Annotated in this window: 15 protein-coding genes; 8 read left to right on the forward strand and 7 right to left on the reverse strand. The window is 48.9% G+C overall.

The window, feature by feature from the left end; genetic code table 11:
* Positions 1-110: 110 nt before the first annotated feature.
* The 6 genes from BBB58_RS13055 to BBB58_RS13080 form a co-directional block, all read right to left on the reverse strand.
* Entirely contained in the window at positions 111-530 is a 420-nt protein-coding gene (locus BBB58_RS13055) for a YflT domain-containing protein (protein WP_074037637.1), read from the reverse strand.
* A gap of 115 nt (positions 531-645) precedes the next feature.
* On the reverse strand, positions 646-1,704 hold the full coding sequence (locus BBB58_RS13060) for a LacI family DNA-binding transcriptional regulator (protein ID WP_015880986.1): 1,059 nt from the start codon (positions 1,702-1,704) through the stop codon (positions 646-648).
* A 55-nt stretch (positions 1,705-1,759) separates the two neighbouring features.
* The gene (locus BBB58_RS13065; protein WP_074037638.1) at positions 1,760-3,262 is read right to left on the reverse strand and encodes an alpha-amylase family glycosyl hydrolase; all 1,503 of its coding nucleotides are present in this window, start codon (positions 3,260-3,262) and stop codon (positions 1,760-1,762) included.
* 23 nt (positions 3,263-3,285) lie between these two features.
* The gene (locus tag BBB58_RS13070; protein ID WP_074037639.1) at positions 3,286-4,119 is read right to left on the reverse strand and encodes a sugar ABC transporter permease; all 834 of its coding nucleotides are present in this window, start codon (positions 4,117-4,119) and stop codon (positions 3,286-3,288) included.
* A 1-nt stretch (position 4,120) separates the two neighbouring features.
* On the reverse strand, positions 4,121-5,473 hold the full coding sequence (locus BBB58_RS13075) for a sugar ABC transporter permease (protein WP_015880983.1): 1,353 nt from the start codon (positions 5,471-5,473) through the stop codon (positions 4,121-4,123).
* Positions 5,474-5,578: 105 nt separating this feature from the next.
* A complete protein-coding gene (locus tag BBB58_RS13080; RefSeq protein WP_074037640.1) occupies positions 5,579-6,844 on the reverse strand; it encodes an extracellular solute-binding protein in 1,266 nt (421 codons plus the stop codon).
* 370 nt (positions 6,845-7,214) lie between these two features.
* Between BBB58_RS13080 and BBB58_RS13090 the strand changes: the two genes are divergently transcribed.
* Positions 7,215-8,999: a glycoside hydrolase family 13 protein gene (locus BBB58_RS13090; RefSeq protein WP_074037642.1), complete on the forward strand. Its 1,785-nt coding sequence runs from the start codon at positions 7,215-7,217 to the stop codon at positions 8,997-8,999.
* 159 nt (positions 9,000-9,158) lie between these two features.
* Positions 9,159-10,517: an MATE family efflux transporter gene (locus BBB58_RS13095; protein WP_074037643.1), complete on the forward strand. Its 1,359-nt coding sequence runs from the start codon at positions 9,159-9,161 to the stop codon at positions 10,515-10,517.
* Between the two features lie 23 nt (positions 10,518-10,540).
* Here the strand turns inward: BBB58_RS13095 and BBB58_RS13100 are convergent, their stop codons facing one another.
* Positions 10,541-11,275: an enoyl-CoA hydratase/isomerase family protein gene (locus tag BBB58_RS13100; RefSeq protein ID WP_074037644.1), complete on the reverse strand. Its 735-nt coding sequence runs from the start codon at positions 11,273-11,275 to the stop codon at positions 10,541-10,543.
* A gap of 150 nt (positions 11,276-11,425) precedes the next feature.
* Here BBB58_RS13100 and ybaK point away from each other — a divergent pair, with 150 nt between their 5' ends.
* The 6 genes from ybaK to BBB58_RS13130 all read left to right on the forward strand — a co-directional run bounded on the left by ybaK (position 11,426) and on the right by BBB58_RS13130 (position 16,668).
* Positions 11,426-11,890 (forward strand): Cys-tRNA(Pro) deacylase, encoded by a 465-nt coding sequence (gene ybaK, locus BBB58_RS13105; RefSeq protein ID WP_084543105.1) that lies wholly within the window; start codon positions 11,426-11,428, stop codon positions 11,888-11,890.
* Between the two features lie 19 nt (positions 11,891-11,909).
* Positions 11,910-12,608: a CDP-diacylglycerol--serine O-phosphatidyltransferase gene (pssA, locus tag BBB58_RS13110; RefSeq protein ID WP_074037646.1), complete on the forward strand. Its 699-nt coding sequence runs from the start codon at positions 11,910-11,912 to the stop codon at positions 12,606-12,608.
* An 89-nt stretch (positions 12,609-12,697) separates the two neighbouring features.
* The gene (locus tag BBB58_RS13115) at positions 12,698-13,447 is read left to right on the forward strand and encodes a carotenoid biosynthesis protein (protein WP_074037647.1); all 750 of its coding nucleotides are present in this window, start codon (positions 12,698-12,700) and stop codon (positions 13,445-13,447) included.
* On the forward strand, positions 13,413-14,111 hold the full coding sequence (locus BBB58_RS13120) for a lysophospholipid acyltransferase family protein (protein ID WP_074037648.1): 699 nt from the start codon (positions 13,413-13,415) through the stop codon (positions 14,109-14,111). The genes BBB58_RS13115 and BBB58_RS13120 overlap by 35 nt, the downstream gene beginning before the upstream one ends.
* Entirely contained in the window at positions 14,108-15,175 is a 1,068-nt protein-coding gene (locus tag BBB58_RS13125; protein WP_074037649.1) for a glycosyltransferase family 2 protein, read from the forward strand. The genes BBB58_RS13120 and BBB58_RS13125 overlap by 4 nt, the downstream gene beginning before the upstream one ends.
* Before the next feature lie 26 nt (positions 15,176-15,201).
* Positions 15,202-16,668: a phytoene desaturase family protein gene (locus BBB58_RS13130; protein ID WP_074037650.1), complete on the forward strand. Its 1,467-nt coding sequence runs from the start codon at positions 15,202-15,204 to the stop codon at positions 16,666-16,668.
* The last annotated feature ends 330 nt before the right edge of the window (positions 16,669-16,998 follow it).

The raw sequence follows: 16,998 nt of genomic DNA on the forward strand, positions 1-16,998 counted from the left end.
CATTTTACACAACTGAAACGAGAATGCAATCGTTTGCATAAAACTTTTTCTTTCTTTTTTTCATCACATTTTACAATCAAAAAAACCGCCTCTCATCGAGACGGTTTCAATCAATCTTTCTGTCCATTTTCCGGATTATCACCAAACGCCGCATTCGCTTCGTGTCCCTCGAATACCGCACTTCGCCCATCATTGAATCCGGTATCAGGTTCGTCGATGACAAGTGCATATCCCCCTTGTTTGATTGTAGAATGCGCCTGTTCGATTTCGTCGTCCGCGATCCCTAAATCGGTGAGCGCCTGTTTCGTATCCCGATCCTCGCTTCCCCCTCCGTTGAGGTTGTCTAACCAAGATGTGTCACCTTCTTCTACGTTTAGGTTCGTCTCTCGTTTAAGAACGTGAACGGCTTCATCCCGCTCCGTTACGACAAATAGTTCCCCTTCATCGTAGCCATTTTCTTTCAGCTCATTAATTTTTGACAATAGGCTTTCTTTTGTGTCGAATGTCCCGACAAATCGTCTTTCGCTCATCTCTATCCATCCTTTCGATTTCGATTCCTTCGTGAAACTTGTTCCCTACTTCATGAGGCTTCAATCAAAAGGATATGCAAAAGACGACTCCGCTATGGCGAAATCGTCTGATCAATCAAGAATTCGATTCTAATGTTTCCGTCGCTTTACTCTTCTTCTGCCCACATGATTGGCGGACGACCAAATAATGTGGCACGATGACACGCTTCCCATAAGGTGGAGCGTTATCACTGATTTGTTCGATCAAGCAATTCGTCGCCTCGAAACCGAGACCGAAGATGTTAATTTCGACCGACGTGAGCGGCGGGTTCGAGTGCTCCGCGATATAAACGTTATTGAAACTAACGACCGCGACGTCCTCTGGGATTTTGAGCCCCATCTCGCTTAACGTACTGATGACACCGAGTGCCATCATATCATCACTGACGACGACAGCTGTCGGTGGTTCCTCGTTCTGCAACAACTCACGGACAGCCTTCGCGCCACCCTTTGTCATGAATTCGGCCCGGGCGATGTAATCTTCGCATACCGGGATGCCTGCTTCCATGAGGGCCGTCGCGTACCCGTTCCGACGATCTTGTGTTACTGCGAGTTTATCCGAGCCCCCGATGAAGGCGATACGACGATGACCTAGGTTATAAAGGTGCTTCGTCACTTCACGACCAGCCAAATAGTTATCCGTATCGACGTAAGTGATAGAAGAAGCGTCCCCGAACGGCTTCCCGACCACGACGAACGGAAACTTCGTTTGACGTAAGTATTGGACGACTTGGTCGTCTTCACGTGAATAAAGAACGATGACACCGTCGACACGGCGTCCTTGAACCATCTCGATCACACCGGACAAAACTTCTTCTTCTGTCACGCCGGTCGTCATATAAAGCGAGTATCCATTCTGGTGCGCCTTCGTGCTAATTCCTCGTAGCACTTCCGGGAAGAACGGGTTTTGAAGTGTCTTTGTTGCCGCGCTCGGCATGACGAGACCAATCGACTGCGTCGAGCGGTTAGCGAGACTTCTCGCATGAATGTTCGGATGATACCCGAGTTCTTCCATGGAACTTCTGACCCGTTCTTTTGTCTTTTGACTGATTCTTGGGCTGTTGGCGATGACGCGAGAGACTGTCGACGGCGCGACGTTCGCGTGCTTCGCCACATCTTTGATTGTGATTTGCATGGTGTTCCCCCCTGCTTCCGTGAGTTCGATTCGTGCCTTGCGGCGTTTCATGTCTTTATTTGCGGCGCTTCCACATGACCAAACCAGTCAAGAAAATCGGAATCGTAACGACGAGCAAGCCCATCATCCATGGATTGACCGAAGATTCCTCAACGATGTAAGCGTTCGCACTTTCACCAGATAGTTCAATTGTAAACGTTCCGCGCTGATCTGTGACCAGTTGTGAGAATAAAAGACCACGAAGTCTCATATCTTCCCCGATTTCACTGACATCGATCTCAATCTCTCGATCGTCACGATTCATGTTGATTGCATAGAGCGCAACGTCATCTCCGTCTTTCCGTTCGAAGACAGCCATCCCATCTTCCGAGGCGATCATGCGTTGCTCTCCTGTCGCAAAGACCGGATACTCTTCCCGCATGCGGTTCATGGTCGCGACGTATTCATGCAACTCCTCATTTCCCGGGAATTCCGTCATGACACGGTTCGCCGGGTCGGCTCCACCGGTCTGTGCATTTTCTGTCCCTTGGAAGACGATCGGCATACCAGGTGACGCATAAAGCGCGAACAAACCGAGGCGTAAGCGTCGTTCCGCCGATTCCACACCACCGAGTTCTGCCATATGCATGAAGCGTTCGACATCGTGATTATCGAGGAATGTCGCCATCTGATTCGGGTCGTTGAAGAACGTTTCGGCATAGCTTGCGGCAACGTCAATCTCGTCGACGTTCGCTTGCTGTTGCGTCATCGTTTTCGACACACGGTCATAAAATGTAAAGTTTGTGATGCTGTTGAACCCGAGATCGTCATATTGCGCGACGTATTGCGGATCTGGGTCGAACACTTCGGCGAGTAAGTAAAAGTCTGGGTCGACCGACCGCACACCTTCGACAAAGTCTTTCCAGAATGCTTTATCGACGTGACGAACCGTATCGAGGCGATAGCCGTCGATGTCCGTCTCTTCGATCCAGTACTTCGCCGCATCAATCAAATACGATTTGACTTCCGGATCCTCTGTTTTGAAGTCAGGTAAGTCGAACAACCAGTGCGTCTCGACTTGCTCCTGGTCTTTCCAAAATACAATCGGTAACTGTTCATGGAACCATTCCGGCTTTTCTTTAACCCACGGGTGGTTCGGACCGACATGGTTGACGACGAAGTCGAGAATGACTTTCATATCTCGCTTGTGCGCTTCCTGAACGAGTTCCTGTAAATCCTCTTTCGTTCCAAACTGTGGATCGATGTTATAGAAATCTTTAATCCAATACCCGTGATAGCCGTCCGGCATATTCTCAAAAACGGGCGTCAGCCAAATCGATGTGAAGCCGAGTGATTCGATATAATCGAGCTTCTCAATGATTCCACGGATATCACCACCGTGAAATGCTTTCGGATCATCTTTGTCCACCTGTTCATTGTTGTCCGGATTTCCGTCAACAAATCGGTCGACCATAATAAAATACATGCGTTCTTGTTCCCAAGTAGCGGCTTCCTTTGCTCCGACGACGGTCGGAAACAAAAGAAGCGACAGGAGCACGAGCACGACGCCTCGCCTCATATCGCTTCCTCCTTTTACGAGTATTATCCTTTCGTACCACCCGCTGTGAGGCCAGAAACGAAGTAGCGTTGGAACATGAAGAACAAGATGACGATTGGAAGGGCTGATAGAACTGCACCTGCCGCAAATAACGTGAAGTTATTATCGAACTGTTTCGAAATCATGTTGTAAAGACCAACTGCCAATGTTTGTTTCTCTGGTGAACGAAGGACGAGCGATGCCAAGATAAAGTCGTTGAATGGTCCCATGAAGTTAAAGAGAGCAATCGTTGCGACAATCGGCTTCGCGAGCGGCAAGATGATTTGCCAAAAGATTCGGAGGTGACCAGCACCATCCATGCGGGCTGCTTCGTCAAGTTCTTTCGGAATCGTGTCGAAGTACCCTTTCGCCAAGTACGTGTTCATCGGAATCGCACCACCCGCATAGAGCAAGATGAGCGCTGTATGTGTGTCAAGAAGGTTGAGCATGTTGAGCAACACATAAATCGCGATGATCGCAACGAACTGTGGCACCATTTGAAGGACGAGGAACAAGACGAGCGAGTTCTTCCGTCCGACGAAGCGGTAACGTGAGAAGACGTATCCGGTAATCGTCACCAAGACGACTGAGAGTGCCATCGTGATGAAAGCGATTTTCAACGTGTTCACATACCATAAACTATAATCCGAAATCGTTAGGTCAAACAAGTTTTTGTAGTGAATGAACGTAGGATTTGCTGGAATAATCGTTGACGTAATCGTACGCCCTGGGTTGAACGATGTGCCGACAACCCAAAGCATCGGATAGAGAATGATGATCGACGCAAGCGTCAAGATGACATACGAGATCGCCAAATTGATTCGTTTTTGTTTTTTCATATCAGATCATATCCTCGTCTTTGAAAGATTTTGTCCGACGGAACTGGATCACGGCAAGCGTCATGATGAAGAATGACAAGATGAGTGTGATCGCAGCCGCAAGTCCGTATTGCGGGTTGGCACCGAGAGACAATTTGTAAATCCAAGAAATCAAGATGTCGGTACCGCCGGCCGTTTGTCCAGGTACAGCAGGGCCACCGCCATTAAAGAGATAGATGATGTTGAAGTTGTTGAAGTTGAACGTGAACTGCGTGATCAAGATCGGTGCAGTTGCGAACAAGAGCATCGGCAATGTGATCAAGCGGAACTTATCAAAGATCGTCGCTCCGTCAATTGTCGCCGCTTCATACAAGTCACCAGGAATCGACTGAAGCACACCCGTCATGAGCGTCATGATGAACGGGAAGCCGAGCCACCATTGAATGAGAACGAGTGCCGTACGTGTCGCCGTCGGATCGGTCATCCAGTTGACTGGGTCAAGACCGAGCGCCGGTAAGATTGTCGTATTGAACACCCCGAACGACTCGTTGAACATCGAGCGGAAGATTAAGATCGTGATGAATGCTGGGACCGCCCATGAAAGAATCAAGATTGAACGGAACAAACGACGGAAGCGAAGTCCTTCTTGGTTCAAGAGCACCGCAAGGAAGATTCCGATCGCGATGACACCTGTCGTTGAAGCGACCGTCCAGACAAGCGTCCAGCCGAGTACTCCGACGAATGTGTCACGGAAGATATCAATTTCAAAGATACGCGTGAAGTTCTCGAATCCGACCCATTCGACGAGTTTCGCTGGTGGTGCGTTGTTATAGCGATAGTTCGTGAAGGCGATCAAGAACGTGAAGATCAATGGAAGAATAACTGTAAACACTAACAAAATGAGTGATGGGATTAACATTAAGTATGGGAATCCATGGTCACGCAAGTTGCGAAGTTGCATTTGGAACGATGGAAGGTTTAGATGCTGATCACGAGCGCGACCGACACGATAGGCGTCACGAATGTTCCAAACATAGAACGCGATTCCGAAGAAAAGTAAAATTAACGCGACAATCCCCTCGACCATCAAGAAGATGGAGTGGTCGTTACGAGGTCCTGGCACTTCACCAAGCGTGATCAATCCCCAAAGTCCTCCACGGTCACCTGGTCCGGCGCCCGCCCCTTTGAAAAATAGATCATAGTTTACGGCAAAATAAGATACGACGACGATAAAGAACGCTACCGCCTTCGCGTATTGTTTGTTGTATAACTGTCCGAGTCCCGGAATGATGGAAAGTAGTCCCGCGTTCCGAGCATGGTTTGTAGGCTTGTCCGGGCGTTGGTCCGGTGATTTAGGGTTCGCAATTGCAGCCATCCTCAGTTTCTCCTTTCGATTTGAGCAAATCAATCAAGCAAACGTTTGCTCAATGCTAGAAAATGATGGGGAACGCCATGTGGCGTACCCCGTCATCTCAATTCCTTATTGGTTGTTCGCTTGGATTTGTTGTTCGATGACTTTCACTGCATCATCTGCAGATTTTTGTGCATCTTGTTTACCAGTTGCTACAAGCTGAAGCGCTTGAGCCATTGGCTCCCAGACTTGTCCCATTTCAGGAATGTTCGGCATTGGGATTGCGTTTGTTGCTTGGTCGAATACCGCTTTCGCAACTTCGTTCGACGTGATTGTCTCGTTCGACTCGAGTGCTGCTACTGGTGGGATCTCGTTGTATGCTTCAAACATTGCCAATGCGTTTTCTTCATTCGTCAACTCTTGAAGGAACATTTCAGCCCACTCTTGGTTTTCTGTGTAAGCTGAAAGGGCATATGTTTTCACACCCATGAACGTCTTGATTGGCTCACCGTTCGGAAGTGTTGGCATTGGAGCCGCTCCGAGGTTCACGCCTGCATCTGTGTAACCAGCTACAGCCCATGGTCCGTTCATGACTGAGTGAGCTTTCTTCTCAGTGAAGAGTTGGTCCATCGCTTGGCCGCCAGACTCTCCAATCAACCCTTTAGGGAAGAGGCCTTCTTCGTACCATTTACCGATGTATTCGAATCCTTCAACTGCGCCTTCGTTGTTCAAACCGATATCCGCTGGGTCGAGTGCGCCACCGTCTTCTTTGAACACGTATCCGCCGAATCCAGCGACAACACCGTGTGCGAAGTAGAAGTTATCCCAAAGTGCAAGGAATCCGTACTCGCCGTCAGCTTTTACATCGTTTGACAACTTGTAAAGGTCGTCCATAGATGCTGGAGCTTCAGCCATCAAATCTTTGTTATACATGAGAACTGGTGTCTCAACTGATTTTGGATATCCGTAAGCTTGGCCATCGAACATGACAGCTGATTTCGCAGCGTCTGTGAACGCGTCAAGCGATCCTTCGTCAGCGATTGGAGCCAAGTGACCTTGGTCTGCGATTGTACCAATCTGGTCATGTGGTACGAGCACGATGTCTGGACCTTTTCCAGCTGGACCGTCAAGCGCGAGCTTGTCTTTTTGATCTGTCATCTGTACTTCGACAACTTCAACTTTTACGCCATGCTCTTCTTCGAACGCCTTCGCAACTTCTTTCGTTGTTTCAGACTTTTCGATGTCTTCCCAGATGACGATCTTTTCAGGTTTGTTCTCGCTTGAAGAACCACCTTCGTTAGAAGATCCGTTGTCCGTTCCGCCACCACATGCAGCAAGTGCACCGAATGCGAATACTGCTGTTGAAAGTCCTGCTACCATTTTTTTCATCTTCATGATGAAAAACCTCCCCAAGGAAATAGTATGGTCAGATTTGCGCAATCGCACGACCACGTCAATTTTAAAACTCCGCTACGAAATTGACACGGTAGTGAAAACGTTTGCATCCTCACCTCAATTTTTATTATACAGTTGTGAAAGCGTTTTACAAGTCTTTTTTTACACTTTTTTTACGTCTGTTGACCCATTTATGTAATTTTTAAATGTTTGTTCTCAATTCTTCACTTTTTATGCGTTTCAGCAATTGACAAAATGTAAACGCTTTATTAACCTTTGCTTGAGCAAACGTTTTCGCAACATCTGTTCTCTTTGATTCCCGATGTTGTAAAATGATGTCATCCCCTATAAAGAAAGGAATGTTTTCCTTATGATGAAAGAAGCGATTTATCATCGTGCCATGTCCCCGTTCGTCTACAAATATGATCGCGAGACAATCCACATTCGTTTCCATACGAAGCGAGGCGATATCGAATCTGTCGATTTGATTTGGAACGACCCTTATGATTGGCACGCTGAAGACCCAGCCATGTGGAACTTCGATCCGGATAAGCCGAGCTACTGGCGTACATACGAGACTCCAATGGAGAAAATCGGGTTTGACGACGCCTACGACTATTGGTTCATCTCCATCAAACCGCCGTTCCGACGTCTACGTTACGGCTTCCGTTTGAATGATGGACAAGAGACGGCCGTTTATACCGAAAAAGGATGGTTCGAAGAGAAGCCGCTCGATGATACGGGTTACTACTTCTGTGTCCCATTCATCAACCCAATCGATATCTTCCATGCGCCTTCTTGGGTGAAGGATACGGTCTGGTATCAAATCTTCCCGGACCGTTTCGCAAATGGCGATGCTTCGCTCGATTCTGAAGAGACGCTCCCATGGAACTCGACAGAGCCTACGACGACAAACTTTTTCGGTGGCGACTTCCAAGGAGTGATCGACCATATCGATCATTTAGTCGAACTCGGGATCACCGGCATCTACTTCTGCCCGATCTTTAAAGCGACGACAAACCATAAGTACGATACGCTCGACTACATGGAAATCGATCCACAGTTCGGGACGAAAGAAAAATTTAAAGAGATGGTCGACCTCTTGCACGAGAACGGCATCAAAGTCATGCTCGACGCGGTCTTCAACCATGTCGGATATCATCACCCATGGTTCCAAGACGTCGTCGAAAACGGTCCGTCCTCTGAGTACCGTGATTGGTTCTACCTTCGCGATTTCCCGGTTGTCACAGAACCGAAGCCGAACTATGATACGTTCGCATTTGAAAAGAACATGCCGAAAATCAATACAGAACATCCCGAATTAAAAGCTTACTTATTAGATGTCGCCCGTTACTGGGTCGAAGAATTCGGCATCGACGGATGGCGTCTTGACGTTGCCAACGAAGTCGACCATGCATTCTGGCGTGACTTCCGTAAGGCCGTCAAAAATGCGAACCCGGAAGCTTATATTCTCGGAGAGATTTGGCACGATTCACAACCTTGGCTACAAGGTGACCAGTTCGATGCCGTCATGAACTATCCGTTCACGAACGCGAGCTTGAACTACTTCGCCCTCGACCGGACGACCGCTTCGGAGTTCCGTAACGAACTGACACGTGTCGAGATGATGAACACGATGAACGTCAACGAAGTCACGTTCAACTTGATCGATTCGCATGACACCCCCCGCGCGTTGACACGAGCGAAAGGACATAAAGGCAAGTTCAAACTCTTGATGACTTCAATGCTGACTTATACGGGTAGCCCATGTATCTACTACGGGGACGAAATCGGACTCGAAGGCGAACAAGATCCAGGTTGCCGTCGCTGTATGCCGTGGGATGAAGCCGAAGAAGACCGTAATCTCTTCCGCTACATCCAAAAGCTCATCCAGCTTCGTAAGGAACACCCTGCGCTCGCCAATGCCGGCTCATATCGCTTCAACCTGGTCGACGATGCGAACAATGCAGTCATCATCGAGCGGTGTACGAAAGATGAGACTTACTTGGTGTACTTCAATAACTCGGACTCTGCCTCGAAACTGAATCCGCTCGGTTATACAGGAGCCGCCACGGACCTCTTGCATGACCGTGACCTCGACTCACTCGAAATCGAACTCGCTCCATTCAGTGCTGCTATTCTGAAATTGAAATAAATTCGAAAATCACCTGATTCCTTCGGGTGATTTTTTTGTTGAAAATAATTTAGCAAACCCCTTTCTTTTTCATTTCATAAGGAGTAAGATGACCTTTGACATTTTTATAAAACAAATAGTTAATAGAAAGAATTATAGAGAAAAGGGAGAATACACTACATGCAGACGAAACAAACGGAACAGCTGACCCTGTTCAAACTGTCGTGGCCGATTTTCATCGAACTTGCCCTCCACATGGGAACCGGGATCATCGCCACATTGATGCTCGCTCACTACTCAGACGCCGCTGCTTCGGCCGTCGGGGTTGCCAACCAAATCTTAAACGTGTTCTTAATTGTCTTTAGTGTGACGTCTGTCGGGGCGACCATTTTAATCGGTCAGGCCATCGGGGCACAGCGCATGAAGAAGAGTCGCGACTTCGCCCGCTCCGCCGTCAGTTTGAACATGTGGCTCGGTGCAATCATGGTCGTCGTCATCTTCTTGTTCGGCGAAACGTTCTTACGCCTGTTCGGTCTATCAGACGAACTGTTTACGCACGGGTTGTTGTTCCTGCAAATCGTCGGCTTGTCGTTATTCACCGAAGCGCTCATCATGGCGCTCAGTTCGATTCTCCGGAGTCATGGGATGACGAAACACGCCATGCTCGCGACGCTTCTGATTGATATCATCACCGCCGTCGGTGCCATCTTTGCCGTGACCGGCTGGTTTGGACTTCCGGTCACAGGTGTTGCCGGTGTCGCCTGGGCCATCGTCATCGCACGATTCGCCGCTATGGTTCTCTTGTTCTGGCTCGTCAAACGGAAACTCATGATTCGCTTCCCGTTAAAAGAAGTGATTCGTCCGAAGAAAGACGACATCCAGTCACTCCTTCAAATCGGTGTTCCTTCTGCCGGGGAGAACTTGTCGTATCAAGCTTCACAGATTATCATCACTGGATTTATCGCGACGATGGGCGAGGCTTCTCTCGCTGCTCGCGTGTACGTAATGAACTTGTCCATGCTTGCCTTCTTGTTCACAGTCGCCGTCGCGCAAGGGACCCAGCTTTTGATTGCACGGGACATTGGAGGGAAACGTTTTAAAGAAGCCTATCATCGTGCCGTCAAGACATTGAAGATTGCCATGTTCGCTTCGTTCGTCGCCTCTCTCGGTTTAGCGGTGTTCAGCGAATCGCTACTCGGTCTCTTCACGTCAAACCCTGACATCATCGCGGTCGGTGTGCCGATCTTATGGGCGACGCTCATTTTAGAGCCGGGTCGCGCTATGAACATCGTCTTGATGGGGTCATTGAAGTCTGTCGGGGACGTCCGCTTCCCGGTCATGATCGGGATCGCCTCGATGTGGGGCGTCGCCGTGGCGTTCAGCTACTTGTTCGGTCTTCAAATGGGACTCGGCATCCTTGGGATTTGGCTCGCCTTCTCCCTCGATGAGTGGTTCCGCGGATTCTTCGCGTTCCGTCGTTGGAAATACGGGACATGGCAACAAAAAGGCTTCCAGTTCGAAGCAAAATCAACCACGTAAAAAAGCGGCCGCAGCCGCTTTTTTCATTTCATCAAGAATGCCTGCATCGCTTGGCGGTGCACGTCCGTGTCCCCACACTTCCGTTGCCATTTGATTTCTTCATTCAATCCGTCCTCAAATGAAGCGGCTCGCATGAGCGCCTTCATCCCTTGAACAGCGACCGGTGATTTCCTAGCGAGTGTCTCCGCATATGAAGTCAATCGCTCCGTATACATCGCATCTTCCACGAGCTCAGTGACGAGCCCGAATGTACGCGCGGCATCCGAGTCAATCGTACTGCCACTCCAGAGCCAATCTAATGCGAGGTCGTCGCGCATGAGTCGACGTAAGTGATATGGGCCGCCCGCATCCGCGACCAACCCGATTTTAATGAACGCCGAGCTGAACTTCGTCGACTTGGCGACGATTCGAACGTCTGCCGCGAGTGCCAAACTGAGTCCTGCTCCAGCCACGACACCGTGAATCCCTGCGATGAGTGGTTTCTGACATGAGAAAAGCGTACGTACGAGTGGATGATACACGTCTTCTAAATATTCCCCATAGTCCGCATCGCTCTCGATCGTTAAATCTTGTCCGGATGAGAATGCTCGTCCCTCTCCGACAAGAACGATGACACGAACCGCGTCGTCCTGTTCAAATGTGTCGATTGCCGTTTTCATTTCACGAAGCAACGTCTCGTTCAAGGCGTTTAGCTTTTCAGGTCGGTTCAGTTTCAACCACCCTACTCCATTGTGTGTCGTCAATTGAATCGTCTCCATTTTCATTCCCCTTTCAAAATGAATCACTGTTCATTTCTTCGTCATTCCTTCAAACTCCTTCCTTTACTGAAAAGTTTTTTGAAGTTCAATTGCCGGGAAGTTGGTTGATTTGCTATTCTAAAAGGAGTCGGTCACGAAAGGATGAGTCAGATGCAACTGACAAACGCCGCTCGGCAACTGAAACAGAAGAAGATTCCGTTCACCTATCATACGTATGAAGTTGATGACACCGATGTCTCAGCTAAACATGTGGCGATGACATTGAATAAACCGCTCGACGAACTGTATAAAACGATTTGTCTCATGAACGAGAAAAAGCAATATGCCTTCTTTCTCATCTCTGGAGAGCGTGACATCGATTTAAAAGCAGCCGCAAAAGCTTGGGGGGCGAAGAAAGCATCGACCGTCCCGATAAAAGAGCTCGAGACATTGACCGGTTATATTCGAGGAGGAGTCTCTCCGATTGGGGCGAAGAAGCCGTTCCCTGTCTATCTGCACGAAGCAGCTCAAGACAGAGAGACGATCACCATTTCTGCCGGAAAACGCGGCTATCAAATCGAATTAACACCTGAAGATTTACTGCAATTTACAAACGGGCACTGGTTCAGCCAATGACCTTACTGGGGGCAAAATTATGTGGAAAGAACGTATCCGTTCGTGGGTGCCAAACTCCTTTACGTTCGGAAATTTATTTTGTGGTGTCGTCGCCATCGTCTACGCCGCACGTGGTGACTTCTCAAACGCCACACTGTTAATCATCATCGCGATGATGCTCGACAGTTTAGACGGGCGCCTCGCCCGTATGCTCGGGGTCGCTGGCGATTTTGGGAAAGAATTGGACTCACTCGCTGACATCGTAACGTTCGGGGTCGCACCGGCGATGCTCGCTTATTACACCTTCTTTATTGATTACGGCAATTATGGATTGTTTTTTGCGGCACTTTTCCCGCTATTCGGCGCCTATCGTCTGGCTCGCTTCAATTTATCTGCGACAAACGTTGCAGCGAGTTATTTCTCTGGTGTCCCGATCACGGCCGCCGGGGGACTTCTCGCTGTCATCACAACGTTCGGTGACCGCGTCAGTGAACTGTTGACACCGATTTTCTTTACAGGGCTCGCCTTGTTGATGGTCAGCCGTGTTCGTATCCCGAGTTTTAAAGATGTACCATTGCCACGTCACTCGTTCATCATTACCATCAGTCTCGTCTATGTGACGTATATGATGTTCGCACGTTGGAAAGAATGGCCGACATTTTGGTTCATCGCCATCCCGTTCTATGTCTTATTCATCGCCTTCTCGTTCGTGAAAAGACGAAAACGGATGGCCAATTGAGAGTCTCGTTCAGCGAGGCTCTTTTTTGTACATGCATTTGTTAGACGAAGACTTCAATGAGCTTTAGAATAAAAAGTAGAGGTGATGGAATGAAAGTGTATCCGTTTATTTGGAAATGGTTTATTGTTTGGTATTTCATTGGGTTGATTTTAGTTGGATTCGACCTGCTTCCACCTTGGCTCGAGTGGGCAAACCCCGTCTTTTTATGGCTAGCCGGGGCGATTGGTGGAACGATTCTTTATCAAGGAATTCGACAAGGAGCTTGGATTGTTCCGTTTATTTTCTTCGGTTCAATCGCCGTTGAAACACTCGGCGTAAAGACGGGATTCCCGTTCAGCGAATACGTTTATGCTGAGGCGTTCGGTCCGACAGTGTTTGGAGTCCCTGTCACAATCGGTGCGGCATGGCTTGCCGTGATCGGCTCTAGTTTTGCCGTTGCCCGTCTCTTCACATTCCGCCACAATATTTTATGGCTCGTTCCGATTCTCGCCGTATGGCTCGATATGGCAATCGATCCCGTAGCGGCAAACGTGAAAGGCTACTGGGAATGGGCGAATGACGGCTTATACTATGATATCCCGACACAAAACTTTATCGGTTGGTTCGGGTTATCCCTTATTTTCTCATGGTTGTTACAGCGTCACGAACGCGCTGTTGATTCCTTGTTCATCCGGCACGGCGTCTATTTGTTCGTCATGCTTCACGCACTCTTCGGTGTCACGGCTGTTAATGCAGGTCTCTATGGCATCGGGCTCCTCAGCATCCTCACATCCGGAGTGATTCTACTTGAAAGGAGGGGTCGTGATGATCGAGTCACACAAAAAGAAATGGTTCAATAACCTGTTCTCGACGTTCGTGCGGGAACGTCAAATACGTCCCACCTTCCATAACATTTATATCCGAACGGACGACGTTCCGACCCCCGGATTATTTTTAAGTACACATAGCGCGTGGTGGGACGGTCTCATCATGTATATGATCAATGAACATTTTTTACGACACGATATTCATGTGTTGATGGATGAGGATGGACTACGTCGCTTCCCGTTCTTTCGACACCTCGGTGCCTTCTCGGTGAAAAAAGGAAGTCTCTCCGATGTACGGGCCTCACTGGCTTATGCGAATGAATTGCTCGCGTCCGGGAAATCCGTCTGGATGTTCCCTCAAGGACAAGAGATGCCACAGGAACTTCGACCTGTCGAAATCGAGTCTGGCGCAACGTTGTTACTGAACGACCGCCCCGTCCAATTATGCGCCATGTACTATTCGTTTGAGAACCATGCGGAACCCCTTGTATATGTCCGCTTTCGAACAGTAGTCGTGACGTCGATGACACGACGAGCTCAGAAGCAGGAAATCGCGCAAGCACTCGAGGCGCTCTATGACGACGTGCGACAAGACGCCATCATTCGGTCTGATGCCTATGTGCCGCTCTTTCGACCACGTCGTAATCTTGCTGAATGGACAGAAACGATGTTCCGACTTGGGAGGGGACGTTCATGATCTTATGGCTGCTCACCCTCTCGATGTTTATCTTTACCCTAATCAATCTTTCGTTCTTGAGACCGCTCGCCGACCCAGGACGCACACCGGCGACAGCCGTCTGCATCCCGATGCGCAATGAGTCGCGTCACGTTGAACGACTGATTTCGAACTTAAAGCAGGCGATACCGGAAGGGACTCACGTCTATATCTACGAGGACCGCTCTGAAGATGATACATATGAAAAATTGAATCATGCAATTGGGAGCGATACCCGTTTTACCGTCATCCAAGGTGTTCCTTTGCCCCATGACTGGGCCGGAAAAGTTCATGCTTGTCATCAACTAGCATCACGCACGACTGAACCGTATCTTCTCTTTTTAGATGCGGACGTCACGATCGATTCGAGTTTTATCGCCCGCATGCATGCCACGCTCGCTCGAGAGCAGGCCGTCTTTTTATCAGGTTTCCCTCAATTTCCGACGTCAACATTTCTCGGGAAATTGTTGATTCCGATGCAACACGTGCTCATCGCCCAACATCTGCCTTTGTTTTGGCGTAAAGTGAAACACCCCGCATTTGCCGCGGCGAATGGCATGAACGTACTCGTCGAGCGGAACAGCTACGAGGAAGTTGGCGGACATGCTGCTATTCGAACGTCGTTGATTGATGATATCGATTTATGTCGAACGTTCAAACGTCATCAAAAAGTCACGTCACTCGTTCAAGTCTCCCCGTTCATCTCCTGCGACATGTATGAAACGAATGAAGAAGTGTGGACCGGGTTTTCAAAGAACGTATTCAAGGGAATGAATGAATCAGTAGGACTCGCCTTGTACTTCATGACATATTACGGCATCCAGTTGACGGCTATGCTCGCTTGGATCTTTTCACCGAGTTGGCAGACGATTAGCGCAGCGATTTTCGTGCTCCTCGCGCGTCTCGCTGTCGATCTGAAATCAAATGGGTCCGGTACATGGTACCATCCACTCAGTTTAATCGCTTACTTGACCTTACTCGGGAACGCCGTCATTCGTAAATGGAGACGGTTGCCCATCACGTGGAAAGGTCGTCACTATTCCTAAGCAGACGTCTAAAGGGGGACAATTGTATGAAACAAATCGTAGTGATTGGGGCTGGTCTCGGTGGACTAAGCGCCGCCGTCACGCTCGCAGCACGAGGTTATGACGTCACGGTCATTGAAAAGAATCAACATGTCGGTGGCAAACTCATGCCCATTATAACCGACGGTCACCGGTTCGACTTTGGTCCAAATACGATCACGATGCCGGATGTATTTCGTTCAGTCATTCGAAATAGCGGGGCCAATCCGGATGACTATTTTGAGTTAATCAAGCTCGATCAACATACCGTCAACCACTACACAGACGGGTCATCCTTCACGTTCAGTGCCGATCGGGCAAAACTTGAGGTCGAAGTACGGCGTTTGACCGGTGACCAGTTGAAACACAATCAGATGCGCGCCTATCTAGATGAAGCTGAAAAGCTGTTCGACATTGCGAATAAGCGCTTCTTCACACAAATGGACACAAAGTTGGATCCCGGTCTTTGGGCGGACATGGTCAAAGTGCATCCACTTCAAAGTTTGCACGCCCTTCACAAGAAGTATTTCAAGGACCCACGCATTATTCAGGCGCTCGACCGCTATGCGACGTACATTGGTAGCAGTCCATACGTGACGCCAGGTACGTTCGCCCTTATCGCACATTTGGAATTGAATGAAGGTGTCTATTTTGCGAAAGGTGGAAACTGGAATATCGCAAAAGGGTTCGCCAAACGGGCGAGCGAACTCGGAGTGACGTTCCGACTCGGTCATGAAGTGACGAAAATTGATGTGTTGAACGGAAAAGCACATGAGGTCGTCGTCGATGACCAAGAAGTCATCTCGTGTGATGCCGTTCTTCTCAACGGTGAACTCTTGACGCAATACCCACGACTCGTCGACGCAAAAGACCGACCATCTTTCCCGGTCCCGACACGCGACACGGTCGAACCTTCCATTTCCGCATTCGTCATGATGGTCGGATTGTCCAAACGATTGAACTTGGCACACCATAACGTCTATTTCTCAGACGACTATGAACGGGAATTTAAAGCACTTTTCCAAGAAGAACGTTATGCGGACGAACCGACAATCTATATTTCGAATTCATCCGCAACCGATCCGTCGATGGGCGAGGCAGGAGACAACCTGTTCATCCTCGTCAATGCGCCGGCACATCTGACCGACATTGATGCAGATACGTATGAGCATTTGATTCGCAGACGATTACGTATGTTCGGTGTGGATTGGGAAGAAGAAGAGGTGCTCTACCATAAACGGGTGACCCCACAAGATTTGACCCGTGATTTTTATGCGTATTATGGCGCACTTTATGGCACATCGGCCAACTCGAAAAAAGGGGCATTTTTTAGACCTGCACCGCGATCGACAGATGTATCGAACATCTGGTTCGCTGGCGGTTCGACTCATCCTGGCGGTGGCAGTCCGATGGTGACGCTTTCAGGACAATTCGCTGCACGATCGATGTTAGAGGACATACCTCTGACAATATGAACATTTTGTGAACGCGAGTTTCGACACTTGTCGACAATTGAAAGACGTGATAATATCATATTCGAGTTCAAGCAGTTCTGTAGCGTTTGTTACACCTGTAGCGATCGAATGGCTTCCCCGAGCCTCATCGCGTTTTGAACTTGTCACACCCGAGAAAAAGTGATGAGCGAGTTTCCCCACTCGTATCCCGTAGTTGAGACAGCTTGCGTATGATGTTCCCCCTTAGTCCATCAAGCATCCTGTTTCGACGAAGATGTCCCAACTGATTCATTCCCCATGAATCCCGGCACATCTTTAGGGCTTCATCACAAACCGATTCATTCGTTTCCC

It is taken from the genome of Exiguobacterium profundum, assembly GCF_001909285.1.
GTDB classification, from domain to species: domain Bacteria; phylum Bacillota; class Bacilli; order Exiguobacteriales; family Exiguobacteriaceae; genus Exiguobacterium; species Exiguobacterium profundum.

Bases quoted from the DNA above. Each gene is read 5' to 3' on its own strand.
- BBB58_RS13055 (WP_074037637.1), bottom strand. From the start codon at position 530: ATGAGCGAAAGACGATTTGTCGGGACATTCGACACAAAAGAAAGCCTA.
- BBB58_RS13060 (WP_015880986.1), bottom strand. From the start codon at position 1,704: ATGCAAATCACAATCAAAGATGTGGCGAAGCACGCGAACGTCGCGCCG.
- BBB58_RS13065 (WP_074037638.1), bottom strand. From the start codon at position 3,262: ATGAGGCGAGGCGTCGTGCTCGTGCTCCTGTCGCTTCTTTTGTTTCCG.
- BBB58_RS13070 (WP_074037639.1), bottom strand. From the start codon at position 4,119: ATGAAAAAACAAAAACGAATCAATTTGGCGATCTCGTATGTCATCTTG.
- BBB58_RS13075 (WP_015880983.1), bottom strand. From the start codon at position 5,473: ATGGCTGCAATTGCGAACCCTAAATCACCGGACCAACGCCCGGACAAG.
- BBB58_RS13080 (WP_074037640.1), bottom strand. From the start codon at position 6,844: ATGAAGATGAAAAAAATGGTAGCAGGACTTTCAACAGCAGTATTCGCA.
- BBB58_RS13090 (WP_074037642.1), top strand. From the start codon at position 7,215: ATGATGAAAGAAGCGATTTATCATCGTGCCATGTCCCCGTTCGTCTAC.
- BBB58_RS13095 (WP_074037643.1), top strand. From the start codon at position 9,159: ATGCAGACGAAACAAACGGAACAGCTGACCCTGTTCAAACTGTCGTGG.
- BBB58_RS13100 (WP_074037644.1), bottom strand. From the start codon at position 11,275: ATGGAGACGATTCAATTGACGACACACAATGGAGTAGGGTGGTTGAAA.
- ybaK (WP_084543105.1), top strand. From the start codon at position 11,426: ATGCAACTGACAAACGCCGCTCGGCAACTGAAACAGAAGAAGATTCCG.
- pssA (WP_074037646.1), top strand. From the start codon at position 11,910: ATGTGGAAAGAACGTATCCGTTCGTGGGTGCCAAACTCCTTTACGTTC.
- BBB58_RS13115 (WP_074037647.1), top strand. From the start codon at position 12,698: ATGAAAGTGTATCCGTTTATTTGGAAATGGTTTATTGTTTGGTATTTC.
- BBB58_RS13120 (WP_074037648.1), top strand. From the start codon at position 13,413: ATGATCGAGTCACACAAAAAGAAATGGTTCAATAACCTGTTCTCGACG.
- BBB58_RS13125 (WP_074037649.1), top strand. From the start codon at position 14,108: ATGATCTTATGGCTGCTCACCCTCTCGATGTTTATCTTTACCCTAATC.
- BBB58_RS13130 (WP_074037650.1), top strand. From the start codon at position 15,202: ATGAAACAAATCGTAGTGATTGGGGCTGGTCTCGGTGGACTAAGCGCC.